The organism is Tahibacter soli, assembly GCF_025717065.2.
Classification (GTDB): domain Bacteria; phylum Pseudomonadota; class Gammaproteobacteria; order Xanthomonadales; family Rhodanobacteraceae; genus Tahibacter; species Tahibacter soli.
In genome coordinates, this window is record NZ_JAOVZO020000022.1 from 1 (window position 1) to 2,315 (window position 2,315).

The following is a 2,315-nucleotide window of genomic DNA, read 5'->3' on the forward strand; positions in this document are numbered from 1 at the left end:
AGCATCAGCGCCTGTGCAAGACGATCGAGCCGGAAAGCGGCGCGACGGTGCAGGCGTACAACAGCGCCAATCTTGTCGAATGGAAGGCCACTGGACAGAGCCTGACGAGCACGACGAATTGCCAACAGGCCAGCGTCGCGAGCAACCAGAAGATCGGCTACACGTACGACGCCAGAAACCGGCTGCTCACGACGAGCTATGGCGACGGCAGCCCGAACGTCGTGCGCACGTACACGTTCGACGGGCTGCTCGAAACGATCACATCCGACAACAGCCGTTGGACGACGACGTACAACAAGCGCCGGTTGTCGACGAATGAAACGTTACAGCTGGACGGCGTCGACTACGCGATCGGCTACGCACACAGCCGCAACGGCCACGTCAGCGGCATGACGTATCCCGACGGCACTGCCATCGACTACGCGCCGAATGCGTTGGGCGAAGCGACGCGGGTCGGCAGCTACGCGACGCAGATCGTCACGCACCCGAACGGCGCGCTGGCCGGCTTCACCTACGGCAACGGCATCGCGCATACGACCGAGCAGAACGAACGGGGCTTGCCGAGCCGCAGCGTTGACGGATCGGTACTCAGCGACCGGTACACGTACGACGCGAACGCGAACGTCGCGAGCATCACCGACGAGAACGGCGGCGCGTTCACGCGCACGATGACGTACGACGATCTGGATCGTCTCAAGACCGCGCGCAACGATCCGCGCTGGGGCGGTACGCAGACGTTCGGCTACGACGCGCTCGACAACCTGCGCACGACCGTCGCGCCGGGACGCACCTGGACGAACCGCTACGACGCGCAAACCCTGCGCCTGACGAGCGTCGACGACGGTCCGAGCGCATTGATCGCGTACGGCTACGACGCGCGGGGACGCGTTACTTCGCGAACCGTGAGAGGGCAGCCGACACAGACGTTCGCGATCGATCTCGCCGATCGCGTGAGGCAGGTCGGCCCGAACGTCGCGAGCTACCGCTACGACGGCCACGGCCGCCGCACGATGGTGACGAAGAACGGCGTCGCGACGGTGCAGATTTACAGCCAGGCGGGACAGTTGCTGTATCAAAGCGCGCCGACATCGACGAACGACGGCATCTTCAAGAACGGCTTCCAGCAAGGCGATACGACCTATCCGCCGCAGACGGGTGGCAACAAGCGCTACGTGTATCTCGGGCGGCATCTGATCGCCGAAGACGGAACGGCCGGAAGGCGATACATCCACACGGACGGGCTCGGCTCGCCGGCACTGACGACGAACACGAGCGGCGTCGCTACGGCGCGCAACGACTACCAGCCGTACGGATGGGGGCCGGCAGTAACGTCGACACCGGGGTTCACCGGACATGTTGCCGATGCTGAGACCGGCCTGAGCTACATGCAGGCGCGGTACTACGATCCGTTTGCGGGGCGGTTCCTGGCGATTGACCCGGTATCCGCAGAGGCGGAGACGTTTAATCGCTACTGGTACGCGAACAACAATCCATACAAGAACATCGATCCCGACGGACGCGATGCCGGGATGTACTACACGGAGCCCCGGTACGCAGTTCCAACGCCAAATCTTCCGCCTGATGTTGCGTTATTGGCCTTGGAAATAGAAGCTACTATTATGGCCGGCCCCCTGGCTCCACGCGCGGTCAGCTTAATTAAAGGGCTGAATCGGGAGGCGATTAACAAAGGCACTTCCGGCGGCCCGAGGGCGGGCAAGCCGTTTACAAAGGCGGGGAAAAAAGAAGTAATAAGGCGGAACGAAGAGAAGAACAATGGCGTAACCAAGTGTGAAGGGTGCAACAGAGAGACTAGTCCGGCAAAACAGAGCAAGCCCGGTACGCCAACGCCAAAGGATGAAACCCGAATTGACCACATCTTTCCGAAGAAAGAAGGTGGAGATGGGGCCCCTTCAAATGGGCAGGTTCTTTGTAGTGAATGCAATCTAGATAAAGGCCCAAAGATTGATTGGGTTCCGCCAAAATACAGGTGAACGATAAAATGGACCCGTCCAGGAATTACGTGAAGATTTCGATTAAACTGGAAGTAGACGAGGACGGATTTCCGCCCGTCGATTGGGAGGATGTATGGGCAATCGATCTCAAGGATGGGCGCTACGAAATCGCCAACGTTCCTTTCTACGCCCAGGGCGTTAGCTACGGTGACATTGTTTCAGTAGTTTCGCAGGGCGATCGCCTAACATTTGATTCTTTGTTGAAAGCAGGCGAACACTCGACAGTCCATGTTGTCATGTACGATGAGAAGCTCGTCCAAACAGTGCGGGATCAGCTAAAGGATTTGTTTTGCTCTACCGAGC

2 protein-coding genes are annotated in these 2,315 nt (G+C 59.6%); both read left to right on the forward strand.

Annotation, left to right across the window (positions count from 1 at the left end; translation table 11 throughout):
• Positions 1 to 1,991 (forward strand): RHS repeat-associated core domain-containing protein (locus OD750_RS25545; protein ID WP_272842161.1); only part of this gene is annotated, 1,991 nt, incomplete at its 5' end.
• Positions 1,992 to 2,020: 29 nt separating this feature from the next.
• Positions 2,021 to 2,315 (forward strand): DUF4265 domain-containing protein (locus tag OD750_RS25550; protein WP_272842162.1); only part of this gene is annotated, 295 nt, incomplete at its 3' end.